Genomic DNA, 18,201 nt, shown 5'->3' on the forward strand with positions numbered 1-18,201 from the left:
TCGCTCGGCGTGGCCGTCTCGGTCGGGGTGGCCGTCTCGGTCGGGGTCCCGGTGGGAGTCGTCGTCGGGGCAGGGGTCTCCTCGGCGTAGGCCGCGGGCCGGACGGCGCCCTTCGGGTCGGTGCCCGGGTCGAGGAGCTTCACGTCCATGCCGGCGGGCTGGCCACCCGCCTCCGTGCCGTCCGCCTTCACGACGCGCACCTCGACGCCGTCCGCGTCGCCGGTCCAGAGGGACTCGGTACCGCCGCGCAGCGCGGCCCGCTCGCCCTCGGCGCCGTCGGCCTGCGCCGGGTCGGCGGACAGCTTCTGCCAGCCCGACCAGCGCCGGCTCTCCAGATCCCGGGTCCGCACCTCGGCCGTGCCCCGGACCCGGGCGTCCGGGTCGTTCCAGGTCACCAGCACCGCGCTGAACCGGTCCGTGTCCTGTTTGGGCAGACCCTTGCGCCCGGAGCCCTTCTCCTTGAGCTTCACGGTGTGAACGGCCGGCTTGCGGCCCTGGTTCGCGCCGCCGGAACCGCCGGTCGGATCGGCCATCGCGTACGTGACGACCCCTGCTCCGCTCAGGACGACGGCGCCGATGGTCAGCCACGCCCGTCTCTTCAGGCTCAGCGGTCGGTACGCGCGCGTGCTGCGAGGACTCAATTACCCCACCCCTAGAAATGGTCACATCGGCACCTGCTGACGCACAGGTGCCACTCACCCAGCGCACATCTGTGGCCAAACATCACCTGTGACATTTCTCGGGGGCGCGGCGCTGATGATCGTGGAGGGCAACTCAGTACGAACGAGGACGGTTCTTGGGCCAGCGAGAGGAACCCCGGCGCGCACAGCCGCGCGACGGGGAACTGGGCGAGGCCGTCGAGCGGGCCCAGGACGGCGACGAGGCGGCCTTCGCGGTCGCCTACCGGATCGTGCAGCCCGGACTGCTCGGCTACTTGCGCGGACTGGTCGGGGACGACGCGGAGGACGTGGCCTCCGACGCCTGGCTGGAGATCGCCCGGGACCTGGGGCGGTTCAAGGGCGACGGGGCCGGGTTCCGCGGCTGGACGGCGACCATCGCGCGGCACCGGGCGCTGGACCATCTGCGCCGCCGGCGTGTACGGCCGAGGTCGTCCGCGCTGGAGCAGGACGTGCTGGACCTGCCCGGGCCGCACAACACCCACGACCAGGCGCTGGAGGCCATGTCCACCGAGCAGGCCTTGCGGCTGGTCGGGGGACTGCCGCAGGACCAGGCCGAGGCCGTGCTGCTGCGTGTCGTGGTGGGCCTGGACGGACCCGCCGCCGCCCGGGTCCTGGGCAAGCGGCCGGGTGCCGTACGGACGGCCGCGTACCGGGGTTTGAAACGCCTGGCCACCCGGCTGGGCGCCGAAGGTGTGACGGATGAGGCTCCCCGGACGCTGGGGGAGTCGAAATGAACGATGCCGGCGGGCCGGGCGGAGTCGCCGGGTCCGGTGCCCTGAACAGGGCGGACGAGCGAGACGTATGGATCGGTCCCGGAACGCCGGGCCGGAACGCCGGGCCGGCCGGGTCGCATGGACCCGGCGGGCACCGCGGGACGCGTGGATCGAGCAGGGACGGAACAGGACATGGGTGAACAGCAGAACGGCGGCGGGCTTCCGGGCCGTCGGCGTGCACACCCTGGGGGCCCCGCCTGCGACCACCGGGCGGCGCGGGACGCCGACGGCCGGCTGCCCGGCCACCGCGGGACGGCCGGCCTCGACGGCCCGGGCCCCGGCACCCGGCACGTCTTCGACGAAGCCGAGCTGGAAGCGCTGCTCGTGGCCGCCCTCGTCCGGGACCGGATCGACGCCGAGGCCGAACAGCGGGCGGTGGCCGCCTTCCTGGCCGCCCGGGACGCCGGCGCGCACCGGGCCCGCACCCGCCGCCGCGACGACTGGCGGCCCCGGGAGCGGCGGTATCCGGGCCGTTCGCTGAAGGCCACGCTCTCCGTGCTGCTCGCCAGTCTCACGCTGGGCGGGGTCGCGGTCGCGGCGATCGGCTCCGCGGGCTCCTCGGACGGCGCCGACGACCGAGGTCGCCCGCCCGCCTCCACCCGCGCCCCCGGCGCCTCGGCGGGCCAGCCCGCCGGGCCCCCGTCCGGTTCCATGTCCGGTTCCATGTCCGGTTCCGCGCCCGGCTCCGCGTCCGCGCGCCCGGACCGCCCGGCCGCCGCCCAGGACACCGAGGCCCACTGCCGTGCCTACGAACAGGTCGACGGCCGGGGCAAGGCCATGGGCGCGACGGCCTGGAAGCGCCTCGTCCAGGCCGCGGGCGGTGAGAGGAACATCACGGCGTTCTGCGCGGAGCAACTGGCCCGGGCCGGAGCGAAGCCCGGCAGCACCGCCCGGCCGAAGAAGAGCGCGGACGCCCCCGGTTCCGCCCGCGCCGGCAACGGCTCGGCGGGCGCGGACAACGGCTCGGGGGCCGCGCGAAGCGGCGGCGGCGACGGCGCCGACGACGGCACCTCGTCCGGGGCCAAGGGCAAGCCCGCCCAGCCCAACGGCCGCCGTCCGTAGCGAAATCACCGGCATTCACTCAAAGGTGACGGCCCAACACATTCCGCATCCCGCTGTGCCGTTGAGACGCACGAGCGGGCAAAAGGTTGTGTGCACGTTCGGCGTCACCTCGGGCACGGGTTCATCACAAAAGACCGCTGACCTGGCCCGTTCTGCGTGCTATTGCAGGGATCGATCCAAGATCGTCTGATGCACGGGCCATGCAATGGTCAAGTCAAAAGCTTCCCACGGGCATTGACCACACCCGCGCATTCCCTTTTCCCCTTCGCAGGGCCCGTGCCGCTCCACCGATCACGTGCCGCTTGACCTCAGGCGGCCCCGCATCCCTGCCGAGAGGGCACTTCATGGCCGACGAGATGGTGCGTCAAGCCCAGGTCTTCATCAACCGCACGTACGGCAGCCGCATCGGCATGACCGTCGAGGAGAACGGGCAGACCGGCTGGCCGACCATGTACGCCCTGACCCGCGCGCTCCAGTACGAGCTGGGCATCACCAGCCTGTCGAACAGCTTCGGGCCGACCACCCTGGCAGCCATCGCGGAGAAGTACGGCAAGATCGACGCGTCCAACGTGCCGTCCGCGGACTTCTGCCGGATCCTCCAGTCCGCCCTGTACTGCAAGGGCTACGACGGCAGCGCCATCGACGGGACGTACAGCGCCCGCATGCAGCAGTCCGTCTCCCAGCTCAACGCCGACATGGGGCTGAGCGCGGTCTACCCGGGCAGCGCGCTGTGGCCGAAGGTCATCAAGGGCCTGTTCAACATGGACGCGTACGTCACCGTCAGCGGCGGCTCCAGCACGGTCCGTTCGGTGCAGCAGTGGCTCAACGGCCAGTACATCCTGCGCAAGGACTTCTACGTCATCCCCTGCGACGGCCACCACTCGCGCGACGTCGCCAAGTCGATGCTCTTCGCCGTCCAGTACGAGCTCGGGATGGCGGACGGGACCGCCAACGGTGTCTTCGGTCCCGGCACCCAGACCGGCCTCAAGTCGCACACCCTGTCGGTCGGCAGCTCCGGCAACTGGGCGCGGCTCTTCACCGGCGCGATGATCCTCAACCAGAGGTCGGTCGCCTTCGGCAACTTCACCAGCGCGGTCTCCACCGCAGTCCAGAGCTTCCAGTCCTTCGCGAAACTCCCGGTCACCGGCAAGGGCGACTTCTCCACCTGGGCCTCCCTCCTCGTCTCCTACGGTGACCAGAGCCGCAGCGGCGAGGCTTGCGACGGCGTCACCAAGATCACTGACGCGCGGGCGGCGGCCCTCAAGGCGGCCGGCGTGAAGTACATAGGCCGCTACCTCACCAACCCCAGCGCCACGTCTCTCCCCGAGAAGGCCATCCAGCCCGGCGAGCTGGCCACCATCGCTGCGAACGGCCTGCGCTGCTTCCCGATCTACCAGACGTACGGCCGGGACGCCGACGGCTTCAACTACGCCGCCGGACGGGCCGCCGGCCAGGCCGCCGCCAACGCCGCCCTCGACCACGGCTTCAAGTCCGGCACCCGGATCTTCTTCGCCGTCGACTTCGACGCGCTCGACCACGAGGTGACGTCGAACGTCCTGCCGCACTTCAAGGGCATCGTGGACGCGCTGGAGGTCGACGGCGCGGGGTTCGCGGTCGGTGTGTACGGGCCGCGCAACGTCTGCACCCGGGTCGGCGAGGCCGGGCACTCCACCGCCTCGTTCGTCTCCGACATGTCCTCCGGCTTCTCCGGCAACTTCGGCTACCCGCTGCCCGCCGACTGGGCGTACGACCAGATCGTCACCCGCAGCGTGGGCTCCGGCACCGGCGCCATCGAGATCGACGTCAACATCGCCTCGGGCCGTGACACCGGCCAGAGTTCCTTCAACGCGCCCCGGCCGCCGCGCCCCGACGTCGGCTTCGACGGCTCGTTCCTCAACGCCCTGCACGACGACCTCAGCCGCTACATGCGCAGCATCGGCTACGAGGACGACGGCGGCACCGGCACCGAGGCGCGTCTCTTCACGCACACCCAGTGCTTCGAGACGATCATGTCGTACGACGCGCAGACCACCCAGCTGTCCCATGCGTACAGCATGCGCAAGGCGATGATCCAGACCTCCGCCTACTGGGAGATGCGGCACTACGACCTGATCGACCAGACCGTGGACCACCAGGTCGCCCAGTACCACCTCAACGGCATCGGCGTCGTCAAGGACTCCTCGACCGGCATCGGGCAGATCAGCGGTGCGAACGGCATCCGCGCCTGGAACTTCTGCATCGACAACGGCTTCGTCACGGGCACCCGCCTGGATCCGACCAAGGACGCCGACATCTGGACGATGTGGCAGAAGGTCAACAAGGACAACGCCTTCACCATGCGGACCGTGCCGCTGATCCACCTCTGGGGCGTCGCGGGCAAGCCCGGTGGCCAGAACCCCCCGGCCGGCGAGACCAAGCTGCGCGCCATGAGCCTGGACTACACCGAGGGCGAGATCTTCGAGATCATCCGCCGCTACCAGGGCTTCGGCAACGAGGCCAGGGCCGACGCCGCCAAGCGGATGGGGCTCTACCAGATCTTCGAGAAGTACAACAACCTTGTCCGGCAGCTCGCCGCCGGGTGAGGTGGTCGCCATGACCTCCTCGTATCCCGCCGCCCTGCCCCTGCTGATCGGCATCGTCGTCGCCGCCGTCACCGCCTTCTCCCTCGCCGGATACGGCTTCCCGGCGATCGGCAGGGGCGGCCCGGGGGCCGTGGCACGCGGCGGCGCCGCGCTCGCCGGAGCCCTCGCCGCAGTCGCCTACGTCTGGGGTCTGGTGTCGCTCTTCCTCGACGAGAGCGGCACCGCCCAGGCCTGCCAGGACGCGAACCCCTCGCTGTACGGGCAGGTGAGCGGCTACCGCGTGTCCTACCTGCCGCCCGCCCTCGACTGCCGCATGTCGTCCGGTGGTTCCTACTCGGCAGCCGTCCCCGGCTTCGTCACGCCCGTGATGACGGGCTGTGCGGTGATCGCGGTGACGCTCGCCCTGATCGCCGTCGCCGAACACCGCCGAACCACCACACCCGAGCATCCCGAGAAGAGGACCACGTGAGCGCCACTCCCGCCCGCCGCCCGCTGTCCCGCAGAGGCTTCCTGCTGCGCGCCGCCGCCGTCACCGCCGCCGCGGCGGCGCTTCCGCACTCGCAGGCGCTGGCGTCCCCCGCGTACGCCGCCGAGCCGCGGGACTACACCTTCCCCAAGGCCGTCCGCGAGGGCGTCGCACGGGCCGAGGCACGCAACGAGCGACTCCTCACCGGGACCCGGTCGGCCAACGGGTGGGACATGGAGACCGCCGCCGACCAGGGCGGATCCATCGCCACCCGGCCCGTGCCGGGGACCCCGGTGACGGATCTCCAGATCCGGCTCGGCGCTCCCGAGACCGTCCTGGTCCACCTCGTCCGCCGCTTCCACTACGAGATCGCGGAACTCCAGCCCGGCGAGGCCGTCGGCTGGACCGCCCCGAAGGGGCTCCGGGGGGCCGCCCGCAACCTGGCTTCCGGCACCGCCGTCCGCATCCGGCCCGGCCACTACCCGCCCGGCACGAAGGGCGGCTACTTCCCCCTGGAACTCGCGGTTCTCCGTGACATCCTCGCCGAACTCGACGGCGTGGTCCGCTGGGGCGGCGACGACCGCGCCGTCGACGAGGCCCTCTTCTACCTCGCCGTCGGCCCCGACGACACCCGCCTGGCGACCGTCGCCGAACGCCTCCGCGTCGGCGAGACGACCGCCGGTGAGGGCGCCGGCATCCTCGTGGACGTCCACGACAAGCGCCGCCGCGCCGCCGCCGACGCCCTCGCCCGCCGCCAGCGGAAAGCGGCCTGACGCCGCTTCGGCAGATCTGTCTCGACTTCCGGGTATGAAGTCGACCAATCAAGGAGAAGGACGTGAAGAGAAAGTTCGCCGTTGTGGCAGCAACAGTGGTGGTGATGGGGGCTTTTATGACCCCCGCCGCCCATGCCAACGGGTACGAGAACCAGATGAGCCCCGAAGCCTGCGAAAAGTCCCAGGCGACCTCCACCTTCAAGTACGCGATCTACTACAACTCGGATTACGGCGGCGCTTACCGCAACGTCGGCTACAGCGTCTGGGACTTCGCTGACGAGCGGATCGGCGGGGCTCCTCAGGGAGGCACCCAGCCGCTGAAGTTCTGCCACGGCGGAAGCGGAAACCTGCAGGGCATCAAGAACAACGGCGCCTCGGTGAAGAACAAGCACTCGACGTATTACGCCGTGACGTATTTCAACAGCGGTTACAAGGGATCCGCGGACTGGTCCAGCCCGCGTTCTCAGACCAACCTCTCGGTGACCAAGAACGAGAACGCCTCGTTCGCTTGGCAGACGCTCTGATTCGTCCACGCATTGCGAACCTGCTGTCGGCTGTGCAGCCGGCAGCAGGTCGCAGCAAGCTTTGGTAGTAGGTACACCCATGCGCATGAAGGCCAGGCGAGCGAGCATCGGTTCGCTGGTGATCGCGGCAACGTTGGTATCGGTCGCCGGTTGCTCGGGCGACGCGACCACGGCGAATCCGTCGGTGGCGACACCGAAGCCCACAGTTTCCTTCGACCCGGCCGATCCTGCGACGTGGGTGCTCCCGATCGAGGGATACCTGCCGTCGGACGCCGAGCGAAAGCAGATTTCACAGGCTCGAAAGATCCTGATCAGCGATTGCATGAAGGGTTTCGGCTTCTCGTGGGAGCCGGCTGCCGACCTGCCGCGTATCGGCGGCAAGACCCTCGTCGACTGGCGCTACGGGATTCACGACATGGCGCTCGCCAAGGAGCGGGGGTACAAGCCGGCGGCCGATGAGCAGGAAGCGTACGACCAGGCCGTCGAAGAGGGCGCCCTGGACGGTACGTCGGGCACCGGCCCGGATACGCAGGCCTTGGAGGGCGGCGCCAAGAAGGTGGGGGGCAAGCCCGTACCGGAGGGCGGCTGCCTCGGCGAGGCCGATCGCAAGATCTCCGCCGGCGCCGCTAACACCACGATCGCCCAGACGATCAGCAACGAGACCTTCGCCCAGTCTCAGCAGAGCCCCGAGGTTGTCGAAGCGTTCAAGGCCTGGTCCGACTGCATGAAGGCGAGCGGTTTCCATTACCCACGGCCGCTCGACGCCAGCGACGACCCGCAGTTCGGCTCGCGGAGCGTCACGCCGCTCGAGATCAGGACCGCGACCGCCGACATTTCCTGCCGGGACAAGACCAAGGTCGCCAAGATCTGGTTCGACGCCGAGGTGGCGATCCAGAACGAAGAGATCGAGTCACGGCCCGAGCAGCTGAACGGGGAAAGAAAGTCCCTGAACGAGGCCGTGAAGAAGGCCGCCGACGTCATAGCGGGGTCCTGATGTCGCGCGGTTCTCCTGGCCTGGCCCGGCGCCGGAAAGCTCTCGGTGTCCTGATCCTGGCCTGTCTCCTGTGTACCGGAGCGGGCGCGGGCGCCGCTCTCCTCATCAAGTCTCCGGCGCAGGTCGCCGCGGACACGGCTCCTCCGCCGCCGGACATCCTCACGGCACGAGTGGAGCATCGGGTGATCTCCCAGGCCCTGATCACCCGGGGGAAGGTCACCGCTTCCCAGCACACCGACATCTCTTCCGGCCCCAAGGCAGGCGAAGACGCCGGCCGTTCGGTGGTGACGAAGGTCAAGGCAGCTCCGGGCCACAAGCTCGCCGCCGGGCAGGTGCTTCTCGAGGTTTCGGGGCGTCCGCTGTTCGTCCTGAAGGGCGACGTCCCCGCCTACCGCGACCTGGTGCCCGGCAAGCGCGGTGAGGACGTCGCTCAGCTGCAGGCGGCGCTTCGGAATTCCGGCCACCCCACGGGTAACGACCTTTCAGGAGTCTTCGGCCCGGGCACCGAACAGGCTGTCACCTCCTTCTATCGGTCCATCGGTTACGAAGTACCGGCCACCGAAGCTCCCGTGAGCCTGGCCGAGAAGGATCCCGCACCCGAACCCGGCGAAGCGGCTTCTTCCCCGTTGGCGAAGCCTGAGAACGACCCGCCTCGCACGGTTCCCACCTTCCCGATGTCGGAAGTGGTTTACGTCCGGTCCTTCCCTGCGTACGTCGAGGAAGTGCGTACGAAAGTGGGGGAGGAAGCCGGGGAGAGCCTGCTGTCCCTGTCCGCTGGTGCGCTCACCGTCGAGGGTTCCGTGACACCGCAGGAAAAGGGGATGATCCGCGCGGGCCAGAAAGTGCGGATCTATTCCGATACGGCGGGCCGCGAGTACCTCGGAGAAGTCGAGTCCATCAGCATGGAGCGCACCACCGCGAAAGACGGCGGCGAGGAGTCGGGCGAGCAGAAGTACACGGTCGAGGTGACACCGTCCCAGCCATTGCCCATGAAACTGAACGGCGAGAACGTGCAGCTGACCGTTGTGGCGGCCTCCTCCCAGGGCAAGGTTCTCGCTGTGCCCTCGTCGGCTGTCTCGACCGGTGCCGACGGCCTGACCAGCGTCACCGAGAGGACAGGGCAGAAGGAGCGCCGGATCCCCGTCACCGTCGGCGTGTCAGGGGACGGATACGTGGAGATCGTTCCGCGGAAGGGCGCACGCCTCGAGGCTGGTGCCCAGGTGGTCGTAGGCGTGGACACGAGAGCGGCTGTGGGCGGGCCGTGACCACGACCCTCCACGGCAGCGCGGTCATCGAGTTCCGCGGCGTCGGACTCACCTACCCCGGTCCTCCGGCTGTCCATGCCCTGCACCCCTGTGATCTGCGCATCGCCGACGGGGAGTTCGTCACCGTGGTGGGGCCGTCGGGCTCGGGCAAGTCCACGCTGCTCAACATCGCGGGGCTCCTGGACACCCCCACGCAAGGCCAGTACCTGTTGAACGGGATCGACACGGCGGCCCTGAGCGCCACCCGTCTGGCTGCTCTGCGGGGCGAACGGATCGGGTTCGTCTTCCAGGCCTTCCACCTTCTTCCCCATCGCAGCGCGCTGGAGAACGTCGAACTCGCCATGGTCTACCGGGCCGTTCCCCGCCCACAGCGCCGTGCGCGAGCCGCCGCGGTCCTGGAGCGCGTGGGCCTCGCCCACCGTGCCGCGGCCCTCCCCACCCAGATGTCGGGCGGCGAACGGCAGCGCGTGGCGGTCGCGCGCGCCCTCGTGGGGGAACCCTCACTCCTGCTGTGTGACGAGCCGACGGGCAATCTGGACTCCGCCACGTCCGCATCCCTGCTCGAACTGCTGGACACCCTGCACCGCGACGGTATGACCATCGTCGTGATCACCCATGATCGTCAGGTCGCACAGCACGGACAGCGCACCATCACGATCCGCGACGGCGTCCTCCATGACTCCGCCCACCGGTCGGAGGCGGCATGACGAAGCACCGGCGCGGCGCCGCTCCGGAACGGTCCCGGCTGGCCGTGCGCGATCTGCTGTCCGAAGCCGTGGCCGGCATGCTTCAGCGGCCGGCCCGGTCGGTTCTCACCGCCCTCGGAACCGTTCTCGGTGTCGGCGCGTTCATCGCGGTCCTGGGTCTCACCGGAACGGCCACTTCTCAGATCGACCATCGGTTCAACTCGCTGACCGCTACCGAAGTCAGCGTCACGGACGTCGGCCCCAGAAACGCCGCGGCCCGGGACATGTCGTTCCCGCACAACGCCGACGCCCGCATCACCCGGCTGAACGGCGCGCTCGCCGCGGGTGTGTTCTGGAGTGTCCGGCTCGGGCCGCAACAAGCAGTGCGAGCCGCCCCGGTCGGCACGGCCAACAGCGTCGATGCCCGGACACAGGTGATCGCCGCCTCCCCCGGTGTCTGGCAGGCATCACAAGCCCGGTTCGTCGAGGGCAGGGCATTCGACGGCTTTCACGAAACGCATCACCAGGCGGTCGCCGTCATCGGCTCGGCCACCGCGGCACGTCTCGGTATCACCACGCTGCGCACTCACCCCGCCGTCTTCATCGGCGACACCGCCTTCACCGTGATCGGCATCCTGAAGGACGTCGAGCGGAAGCCGGAGCTGCTGATGTCCATCACGGTGCCGCGTTCGGTCGCCGAACGGACGTGGGGAGCCCCCACGGACGAGGGAGCGCAGATGCTGATCTCGACCCGGCTCGGCGCCGCCGCCCAGATCGCGGACGAGGCGGCCGTCGCCCTGCGCCCGGACCACCCCGAGTACTTCAAGGTGACACCGCCCCCCGACCCGCGGTCCCTGCGTACCGCGGTCAGCGATGACCTGAGCCAGCTGTTCCTGCTCCTCGCAGGGGTGTGCCTCATCATCGGGGCAGTCGGAATCGCCAACACCACTTTGGTGGCAGTGCTGGAACGAACCGGAGAAATCGGGCTGCGGCGCGCTCTGGGGGCGCGCGGCATCCACATCACCCTGCAGTTCCTGACCGAGTCCGCGGCGCTCGGCCTCGTCGGAGGCCTCGTCGGCACCTCGATCGGCACCGTCGTCGTGGTCACGGTCGCCGCGGCGAAGCAGTGGACACCGGTGATCGACCCCGCCACCCTGGCCGTCGCCCCCACCCTCGGCCTGGCCGCCGGTCTGCTGGCGGGCATGTACCCGGCGTGGAGAGCGTCCCGGATCCCGCCCGTCGAAGCGCTGCGCCGTTGATCGCGCCGGAGACGGCCGGGGCCGCCACCCCCCACAGGAGAGGCCCCGGCCGTCGCGCGGTGCGGGCCGCGCGGCGGCCCGTACTCCCTACAGCGCCCGCGGTGCGTTTTCTGTCACACCCCACCGTGTCACGGGTTAGTTGCATCATGGACGGACATGGACGGGGAGTGGTTTCAGGTCGTAACGTGCCTTTCGCGCCAACGCGGAGGCACCAAGACCACCGCAACCACCTGCGGTGACCACACCGCAACCACCTGCGGTGATCAGACCGCAACCATCAATTGAGGAACCACGACGGCGAGAACCCGGTCCGCGAAAGCGGCGCCGGCTCAGGCGCAGAAGGGCGCGCGGTGCTGGGGGACGACGCGGAGCTGACCGCCGCGGTGCGTGCGGCACAGGACGGAGACGAGACCGCGTTCCGGACTGTGTACCGGGCCGTGCACCCGCGGCTGCTCGGGTACGTACGGACGCTGGTCGGCGACCCCGACGCCGAGGACGTGACGTCCGAGGCCTGGTTGCAGATCGCCCGGGACCTGGAGCGGTTCACCGGCGACGCGGACCGCTTCCGCGGCTGGGCCGCCCGTATCGCCCGCAACCGCGCGCTGGACCACATACGCATGCGCGGGCGCCGGCCCGCGATCGGCGGCGACGAGACGGAACTGACCGGCCGGGCCGCCGAGTCCGACACCGCCGACGAGGCCATCGAGGCGCTGGCCACCGACGGCACGTTCTCGCTGATCTCCCGGCTGCCGCAGGACCAGGCCGAGGCGGTCGTGCTGCGCGTGGTGGTGGGGCTCGACGCGAAGACCGCCGCCGAGACCCTCGGCAAGCGCCCGGGCGCCGTCCGTACGGCGGCTCACCGGGGCCTGAAGCGGCTCGCCGAACTGCTCGGCGATGATCCGGAGGCCGATCCGGAATCGGCCGGGGTGCTCGACGCCCTGCCTCCTCAGCGAGAACCGCGTGGCGGTGCCATGGCGTCCGCACGTGTGACGCATAGCGTCGCACGGACGCAGAAGGATGTGTGATGGCCGACGAGCAGCACAGGTGGCTGGACCGCGAAACGGCGGAGCGTTTGCTGAGCGGAGAGCCACCGGAAGCTGTCGACGGCGCCGCCCGGGGCGAGGCCGAACGGCTCGCCGCAGCGCTCCGCGCGCTCGCCGCCGCACCCCCGCCGACCAGCGATGAACTCCCCGGTGAGGCCGCGGCGATGGCCGCCTTCCGCAAGGCGCGCGCGGAACGCGCCGACAGCGCGGCGGCTCCGGCGGCCGACGGTGGACGGGCCGGTGCGGAGGTCGCCGACGCCGGGCTGGTGCGGATCGGAACCCCGCGCGGCAGCGGCTCCGGCGGTGTCCGGCGGCCTCGCCGGGCCCGTCCCGCGCGTCTCGCCCTGGCCGCCGTGCTGGCTGTCGGCATGGCCGGCGGTGCCGCCCTCGCGGCCGGAACCGGAGCCCTGAAAGCACCGTTCGGCAACGACGAGCCGCAGCCCGGTTCCTCGGTCTCGGCCGCTGTCACCCCGCCCGAGCGCCCGCTGGTGTCACCGTCGCCGAGCGACGCCGTGCAGGGCGGGTCCACGCCCGACGGCACCCCGAGCGGCGGCGCCCCCGGACGGGGCGTGGCAGGCGACGACCCGGCCCGCAAGCCCGGCTCGGGCGACCAGGGAGACGGTTCCGGCGAAAGCCGCAGGGAGATCGCTTCCGCCTGCCGCGACCTCCGCGACGGCAAGCGGCTGGACGCCGACCGCAGGCACGCCCTGCGCGACGCGGCGGGCGGCTCCCGGGTCGGGAAGTACTGCAAGGGCGTCCTGTCCGGGTCCGGCGGCGGTTCGGGGCAGCGGCACGACCAGGACACGGACCGGCGCGACCACGACGACAGGTCCGGGAAGCACGACCGCAAGCACGACCGCGAGCAGGACGAGACCGCGAAGAAGGACCACAAGAAGTCCGAGCGGAAGGCCGGGAAGCGCGCCGGGCGGCAGGACGGCGGGGCCGGCGCCGCGGACCGCGGTCGGTCCACACGGTCCCTCGCACCCCTGCGACCTGCGGTTTCGTACTCGGTGAAAATCTCCTCGCCGAGGGTGTGACGTTTTCGGCCGCCCCGGCGCAGTAATGAGTGAGCCGACTGGTCATCGGCCGTCGCACGGAGCCGGGGTTCCCCCCGTACCTACGGCTCGTGCACCTGAGCGCGGGCGGGACACGTTCCCCCGGTCCCGCCCGCGCCCCATCTCCCCTGCCGCGTCCTCACCAGGACACGACGACCTTGTCGCCGTCGCGGACCTGCGCGTACAACTCTGCGATCGCCCCCTCGTCCCGTACGTTGACGCAGCCGTGCGAGCCGCCCGCGTAGCCCCGGGCCGCGAAGTCGGGGGAGTAGTGCACGGCCTGGCCGCCGCTGAAGAACATCGCGTAGGGCATGGGCGAGTCGTAGAGCGTCGACACATGGTCGCGGGACTTCCAGTAGACGGTGAACACACCCTCCCGGGTCGGTGTGCCGCGCGAGCCGAAGCGGACCGCCATCGTCGACACGGTCCGGCCGTCGATCATCCAGCGCAGCGTCCTGCTGGTCTTGTCGATGCACATCACCCGTCCGGCCCTGCAGCGCGGATCCGGTGGATCGGCCGGCTGGCCGCCCATCAGGTACAGGTCCCAGGTGCCCGGCTCGCGGGTCATCCGCAGCAGCCGCTGCCAGGTGACGCTGTCGGCCTTGCCGGTGCGCGGCAGCCCCCGCTTGCCCTGGAAGCCGCTGACCGCCCGCTCCGTCGGCTCGTCGTACGTGCCGGTCGGCCCGTCGAAGAGCCAGGCGACCTGCCGCAGCCGGGCCTGGAGCTCGCGGACGTCCCGGCCTCTGTCGCCGCGCGACCACAGCACGCGGGCCGGGACGGGGGCGGCGCCGGGCTTGTCGTCGCCGGGCGGGGCGGGAGCGGTGCTCGGTCCGCCGCCGTCGTCGGGGGTCCGGGCCGGGGACGGGGTGTCGCCGGGTAACTCGATGTGCACCGGCGAGCGGCTCTTCCCGCCGCCGTCGGGGGCCTGCACGGTACAGCCGGCCAGCACGGCCGCCCCGGCGACTGCCACTGCGATCGCTGCTCTCCCCATGCCCGTGGTACGCACGCGGCCCTCCGTCGTCTCACCGGTGTGCCCGGATGTCACCTGAGATGTTCCCCGGGGGTGACCCCGCGCGAACCACGGGGCATGGTGGTGAGCGAGGTCCCTACAGCGAGGTCCCTACAGTCCGTCCTGCGGGAGGCATCAGACCATGGCGCGCGAGTCGGAGTCCGGGCTGCCCATCGAACCGGTCTACGGGCCGGACGACCTGCGGGACTGGGACCCGGCGCAGAAGCTGGGGGAGCCGGGGGCGTACCCCTTCACACGTGGCGTGTACCCGACCATGTACACCGGCCGGCCCTGGACGATGCGCCAGTACGCCGGCTTCGGCACGGCCGCCGAGTCCAACGCCCGTTACCGGCAGCTGATCGCCCACGGCACGACGGGCCTGTCGGTCGCCTTCGACCTGCCCACCCAGATGGGCCACGACTCCGACGCCCCGCTCGCGCACGGCGAGGTAGGCAGGGTGGGCGTCGCCGTCGACTCGATCGACGACATGCGGGTGCTGTTCGGCGGCATCCCGCTGGACCAGGTCTCGACGTCGATGACGATCAACGCCCCCGCGGCCCTGCTGCTGCTCCTCTACCAGCTGGTCGCGGAGGAACAGGGCGTCGACGCCGGCCGGCTCACCGGCACCGTCCAGAACGACGTGCTGAAGGAGTACATCGCCCGCGGCACGTACATCTTCCCGCCGAAGCCCTCGCTGCGCCTGACCGCCGACATCTTCAAGTACTGCCAGGCCGAGATCCCGAAGTGGAACACGATCTCGATCTCCGGCTACCACATGGCCGAGGCGGGCGCGAGCCCGGCGCAGGAGGTCGCCTTCACCCTCGCCGACGGCATCGAGTACGTCCGCACGGCCGTGGCGGCCGGTATGGACGTCGACGACTTCGCGCCCCGCCTGTCCTTCTTCTTCGTCGCCCGTACGACGCTCCTGGAGGAGGTCGCGAAGTTCCGCGCCGCGCGCCGGATCTGGGCGCGGGTGATGAAGGAGGAGTTCGGCGCGCGGAACCCCAAGTCGCTGATGCTGCGCTTCCACACGCAGACGGCGGGCGTCCAGCTGACGGCCCAGCAGCCGGAGGTGAACCTGGTCCGCGTCTCGGTCCAGGCCCTGGCGGCGGTGCTGGGCGGCACCCAGTCGCTGCACACCAACTCCTTCGACGAGGCGATCGCACTGCCCACGGACAAGTCCGCGCGCCTCGCCCTGCGCACCCAGCAGGTCCTCGCCCACGAGACGGACGTGACGGCGACCGTCGACCCGTTCGCGGGCTCCTACGTCATCGAGAGGATGACGGACGACGTCGAGGCCGCGGCCGTCGAGCTGATGGACAGGGTGGAGGAGCTGGGCGGCGCGGTCGAGGCGATCGAGCGCGGCTTCCAGAAGGACGAGATCGAGCGCAGCGCCTACCGCATCGCCCAGGAGACCGACTCGGGCGAGCGGGTCGTGGTCGGCGTCAACCGCTTCCAGCTCGACGAGGAGGAGCCGTACGAGCCCCTGCGCGTCGACCCCGCGATCGAGGCCCGGCAGGCGGAACGCCTGGCCAGGCTCCGCGCGGAGCGCGACCAGCCGGCGGTGGACGCGGCCCTGGCCGCCCTGAAGAAGGCCGCCGAGGGCGAGGACAACGTCCTGTACCCGATGAAGGACGCGCTGAGGGCCCGGGCCACGGTGGGCGAGGTCTGCAACGCCCTGCGCGAGGTGTGGGGGACGTACGTCCCGGCGGACGCGCGGGGGTGACCGGCGGCCCTAGTGCCCCGGCAGGCAACGTTTGCCCGTCAAGGAGCGGCGTCCGGTGCGTCCTCTCGGCGGGCCGGCCGGACGTCCTCGTACTGGACGTACATGGGCTTTCGGCCGGTGCGGCGAGAGGGCGTGCCGGGCGTCGCGACGGGGCGAACGTTGCCTGTTGGCGCACTAGAGACCGGCTCGCCCCAGGTACCGCCCCGGTCCGTCGCCCGTCTCGCCCGCCCAGCCCACATAGCCGTCCGGGCGTACCAGGAACAGGCCCTTTCCGTACGCCGCCTGCTCCGCCCCGCTGACCGCGTGCACGGGCTCGGGCAGGTCCGGCGCCGGCGTCCCCACCGCCACCAGCGTCCAGTGCGGTCCCCGGAAGGCGTCGAAGAGCCGTACGCCGTCCAGCGTGCCGTCCGGTGCGCGGTCGCCGGCCCGGAGGGCGCCCGGGGCCGTACGCGTCTCCTGGGTGAGGGACGATTCCCGGTACCCCAGACCCAGTTGGCGGGTCGCCTCGCCGCGCCGGGTCTGACCGCGGTGGACGCGCGTCGACAGGCCGAGCATGTCCGCGGCGATCGGCCGCCGTTCCTCCTCGTAGGTGTCGAGGAGCGACGCCGGTGCACCGCCCGTCAGCACCGCGCCCAGCTTCCACCCCAGGTTGTAGGCGTCCTGGACGCTGGTGTTGAGGCCCTGGCCGCCGGCCGGGGAGTGCACGTGGGCCGCGTCGCCGGCGAGGAAGACCCGCCCGGAGCGGAAGTGGTCCGCCAGGGCCGCCCGGGGGCGGAAGTCCGAGGCCCAGCGCACCTCGGTCACGGCCCCCGGCGCGAGGTGCGAGCGGGCGGCGACGACCTTCCGTATGCCCTCCAGCGAGGCGTCCGGGGCCGTCCCGTCCGGGAACTGCGCCGTCAGCTGGAAGTCCTCCGTGCCGGCCAGCGGGCAGAGCGCGAGGAAGCCGTCGCCGTCCGCTCGCGGCGGGAAGATGTGCCAGTTGTCCCGGTCCAGGCCGCTGATCCGGACGTCCGCCACCAGCGTCGGGTTCGGATCGACGGTCTCGCCGGTCATGGCGATGCCGAGCAGCCGGCGTACCGTCGAGCGGCCGCCGTCCGCCGCGACGGCGTACCGGGCGGTGACGGGCTCGCCCGAGGCGAACTCCGCGCGGACCCCGTCCGCGTCCTGCGTCAGGCCGACGAGCTCCCGGCCGAAGGCCACCGTCCCGCCCAGCTCCGCCAGCCGTGCCCCGAGGATCTCCTGCGTGCGCCACTGCGGCACCATCCAAGGCCCGTTGTACGGCGAGTCCTCGGTCTCCTCGGCCGGGTCGAACATCCGGTGCTCGCCGGTCCGCCTGCCGTCCTGCCAGAGCATCCCCACCGGGTAGGGGCCGCCCGCCGCGCGGATCGCGTCGAGCACGCCCAGGTCGTCGAAGACCTCCATGGTGCGCGGCTGGAGGCCCTTGCCGCGCGAACCGGGGAACAGCCCCTCCGCCCGCTCGGCCACCAGCGCGGCCACGCCCCGCCGGGCGAGATCGATGCCGAGCGCCAGACCGGTCGGGCCCGCACCCACCACCAGTACGTCCGTGTCCATGAGCCACCCTCTCCTTAACGCTGTTAAGTGCTGCGGTTTCCGAGGGTGGCCTTAACGGTGTTAAGTTGTCAAGCGTGAGTACGGAACGACGCGCGCCCCTGGACCGCCGACGGGTCGCGGACACCGCGCTGCGGCTGCTGAACGAGGGGGGCCTGGACGGCCTGACCCTGCGCGCCATCGCCCGGGAACTGGACGTGAAGGCGCCCGCCCTCTACTGGCACTTCAAGGACAAGCAGGCGCTGCTCGACGAGATGGCGACGGAGATGTACCGCCGGATGGTCGCCGGGGCCTCGCTGGACCCGGCCGACACCTGGCGGGAACGGCTGCTGAAGACCAGCCGGGGGCTGCGTGCCGCCCTGCTGGGCTACCGGGACGGCGCCAAGGTGTTCAGCGGCTCACGCTTCACCGGCATCGAGCACGCCGGGCAGATGGAGGACAACCTGCGCCTGTTCACGGCCGCCGGCTTCACCCTCGCCCAGGCGGTCCGCGCGCTCACCACGACGTATCTGTACACGCTGGGCTTCGTCACCGAGGAACAGGGCGTCCAGCCGCTGCCGGGCGAGCGGCGCGAGGGCTACGACCTGCACGAACGCGCCCGCCTGATGGCCGACTTTCCCTTGTCGGCCCAGGCGGGCGCGGAGATCTTCGAGGACTACGACGGGCACTTCGAGGAGGGGCTGGCGCTCGTGATCGACGGGATCGCGGCGCGGTACGGGGTCTCATGACACCCCG

The 18,201-nt window shown here is 71.2% G+C and carries 16 protein-coding genes and 1 pseudogene; 14 read left to right on the top strand and 3 right to left on the bottom strand.

Annotated elements, in window-relative coordinates:
• Positions 1-641, bottom strand: a pseudogene (locus CCL05_RS16340) (hypothetical protein); the annotation flags it as partial.
• Between the two features lie 155 nt (positions 642-796).
• Between CCL05_RS16340 and CCL05_RS16345 the strand changes: the two are divergent.
• The 12 genes from CCL05_RS16345 to CCL05_RS16400 all read left to right on the top strand — a co-directional run bounded on the left by CCL05_RS16345 (position 797) and on the right by CCL05_RS16400 (position 13,144).
• Positions 797-1,414: an RNA polymerase sigma factor gene (locus CCL05_RS16345; protein ID WP_086561240.1), complete on the top strand. Its 618-nt coding sequence runs from the start codon at positions 797-799 to the stop codon at positions 1,412-1,414.
• 171 nt (positions 1,415-1,585) lie between these two features.
• On the top strand, positions 1,586-2,515 hold the full coding sequence (locus CCL05_RS16350) for a hypothetical protein (protein WP_086561241.1): 930 nt from the start codon (positions 1,586-1,588) through the stop codon (positions 2,513-2,515).
• A gap of 344 nt (positions 2,516-2,859) precedes the next feature.
• Positions 2,860-5,097 carry a glycoside hydrolase domain-containing protein gene (locus CCL05_RS16355; RefSeq protein WP_086561242.1) on the top strand — a complete coding sequence of 746 codons (2,238 nt, stop codon included), beginning with the start codon at positions 2,860-2,862 and terminating at the stop codon, positions 5,095-5,097.
• Between the two features lie 10 nt (positions 5,098-5,107).
• A complete protein-coding gene (locus CCL05_RS16360) occupies positions 5,108-5,566 on the top strand; it encodes a hypothetical protein (RefSeq protein WP_086561243.1) in 459 nt (152 codons plus the stop codon).
• Positions 5,563-6,336 carry a twin-arginine translocation signal domain-containing protein gene (locus CCL05_RS16365; protein WP_244204296.1) on the top strand — a complete coding sequence of 258 codons (774 nt, stop codon included), beginning with the start codon at positions 5,563-5,565 and terminating at the stop codon, positions 6,334-6,336. The genes CCL05_RS16360 and CCL05_RS16365 overlap by 4 nt, the downstream gene beginning before the upstream one ends.
• Before the next feature lie 62 nt (positions 6,337-6,398).
• On the top strand, positions 6,399-6,860 hold the full coding sequence (locus CCL05_RS16370) for a hypothetical protein (protein WP_244204297.1): 462 nt from the start codon (positions 6,399-6,401) through the stop codon (positions 6,858-6,860).
• A 79-nt stretch (positions 6,861-6,939) separates the two neighbouring features.
• A complete protein-coding gene (locus CCL05_RS16375) occupies positions 6,940-7,854 on the top strand; it encodes a hypothetical protein (RefSeq protein WP_244204298.1) in 915 nt (304 codons plus the stop codon).
• A 182-nt stretch (positions 7,855-8,036) separates the two neighbouring features.
• The gene (locus CCL05_RS16380) at positions 8,037-9,119 is read left to right on the top strand and encodes a peptidoglycan-binding protein (RefSeq protein WP_244204299.1); all 1,083 of its coding nucleotides are present in this window, start codon (positions 8,037-8,039) and stop codon (positions 9,117-9,119) included.
• Entirely contained in the window at positions 9,116-9,826 is a 711-nt protein-coding gene (locus CCL05_RS16385; protein WP_086561245.1) for an ABC transporter ATP-binding protein, read from the top strand. The genes CCL05_RS16380 and CCL05_RS16385 overlap by 4 nt, the downstream gene beginning before the upstream one ends.
• Positions 9,823-11,064 (top strand): ABC transporter permease, encoded by a 1,242-nt coding sequence (locus CCL05_RS16390; protein ID WP_086561246.1) that lies wholly within the window; start codon positions 9,823-9,825, stop codon positions 11,062-11,064. Before CCL05_RS16385 ends, CCL05_RS16390 begins: the two co-directional genes overlap by 4 nt.
• A gap of 350 nt (positions 11,065-11,414) precedes the next feature.
• The gene (locus tag CCL05_RS16395; RefSeq protein WP_086561247.1) at positions 11,415-12,089 is read left to right on the top strand and encodes an RNA polymerase sigma factor; all 675 of its coding nucleotides are present in this window, start codon (positions 11,415-11,417) and stop codon (positions 12,087-12,089) included.
• Positions 12,089-13,144 (top strand): hypothetical protein, encoded by a 1,056-nt coding sequence (locus tag CCL05_RS16400; protein ID WP_086561248.1) that lies wholly within the window; start codon positions 12,089-12,091, stop codon positions 13,142-13,144. The genes CCL05_RS16395 and CCL05_RS16400 overlap by 1 nt, the downstream gene beginning before the upstream one ends.
• 157 nt (positions 13,145-13,301) lie before the next feature.
• On the opposite strand, the gene CCL05_RS16405 is transcribed toward CCL05_RS16400, so the two are convergent.
• Positions 13,302-14,153, bottom strand: a complete 852-nt coding sequence (locus tag CCL05_RS16405; protein WP_167409570.1) for a L,D-transpeptidase family protein — start codon at positions 14,151-14,153, stop codon at positions 13,302-13,304.
• Between the two features lie 160 nt (positions 14,154-14,313).
• Between CCL05_RS16405 and CCL05_RS16410 the strand changes: the two genes are divergently transcribed.
• Positions 14,314-15,897: an acyl-CoA mutase large subunit family protein gene (locus CCL05_RS16410; protein ID WP_086561249.1), complete on the top strand. Its 1,584-nt coding sequence runs from the start codon at positions 14,314-14,316 to the stop codon at positions 15,895-15,897.
• Between the two features lie 174 nt (positions 15,898-16,071).
• On the opposite strand, the gene CCL05_RS16420 is transcribed toward CCL05_RS16410, so the two are convergent.
• Entirely contained in the window at positions 16,072-17,469 is a 1,398-nt protein-coding gene (locus CCL05_RS16420; RefSeq protein ID WP_086561251.1) for an FAD-dependent oxidoreductase, read from the bottom strand.
• Between the two features lie 74 nt (positions 17,470-17,543).
• On the opposite strand from CCL05_RS16420, the gene CCL05_RS16425 reads away from it, so the two are divergent.
• On the top strand, positions 17,544-18,194 hold the full coding sequence (locus CCL05_RS16425; RefSeq protein ID WP_086561252.1) for a TetR/AcrR family transcriptional regulator C-terminal domain-containing protein: 651 nt from the start codon (positions 17,544-17,546) through the stop codon (positions 18,192-18,194).
• Positions 18,195-18,201 lie beyond the last annotated feature (7 nt).

This window comes from Streptomyces africanus (assembly GCF_002150735.1).
In the GTDB taxonomy this organism is placed as follows: domain Bacteria; phylum Actinomycetota; class Actinomycetes; order Streptomycetales; family Streptomycetaceae; genus Streptomyces; species Streptomyces africanus.